1 protein-coding gene is annotated in these 567 nt (G+C 63.0%); it reads left to right on the top strand.

Annotated elements, in window-relative coordinates:
- Positions 1–374: UDP-3-O-acyl-N-acetylglucosamine deacetylase (locus tag EOA28_RS37915; RefSeq protein WP_189342430.1), on the top strand; the 374-nt coding region annotated here is incomplete at its 5' end.
- Positions 375–567 lie beyond the last annotated feature (193 nt).

Below are 567 nucleotides of genomic sequence, written 5' to 3'. Positions count from 1 at the left end.
CCCGCACCTTCGGCTTCATGAAGGATGTCGAGAGGCTTTGGGCCGCCGGCTACGCGCTCGGCTCGTCGCTCGAAAACTCGCTGGTTATCGGCGACGACAACCGCGTCATCAATGTCGGCGGGTTGCGCTATCCCAATGAGTTCGCCCGCCACAAGACGCTCGATGCCATGGGCGATCTGGCGCTGGCCGGCGCGCGCTTCATTGGCTGTTTCCGCTCCTATCGCGGCGGCCACCGGATGAACGCGTCTGCGTTGCGCCGGCTGCTTTCCGACCACACCGCCTTCGAAATCGTCGAGACCCGGCGCCGCGAGCGTGGCCGCGTCGCCGAGATGATCGCCGTCAGCCGGCCGGTCTACGCACCCTGGGTGATCTGATTTTTAACCGTTTTCTGGCGTTATAGTCAGGTTGTGTTGCGCGATTGCATCACGAATCGCTGAAAGTGCACAACCTCGGTCGCAGCGCCAGGCCGCCACAAAAATGTGCGATTGGCCGGACATAGCGTTGCCGGGCACGGGGATAATGGTTTATGGCTTCGGCCCGGACCGAAACGACGCCGAAGGGGCGGAA

This window comes from Mesorhizobium sp. M2A.F.Ca.ET.067.02.1.1 (assembly GCF_004023285.1).
Classification (GTDB): domain Bacteria; phylum Pseudomonadota; class Alphaproteobacteria; order Rhizobiales; family Rhizobiaceae; genus Mesorhizobium.
The sequence above is the reverse complement of the archived record's forward strand: the minus strand, read 5'-3'. Positions and strand labels throughout refer to the sequence as shown.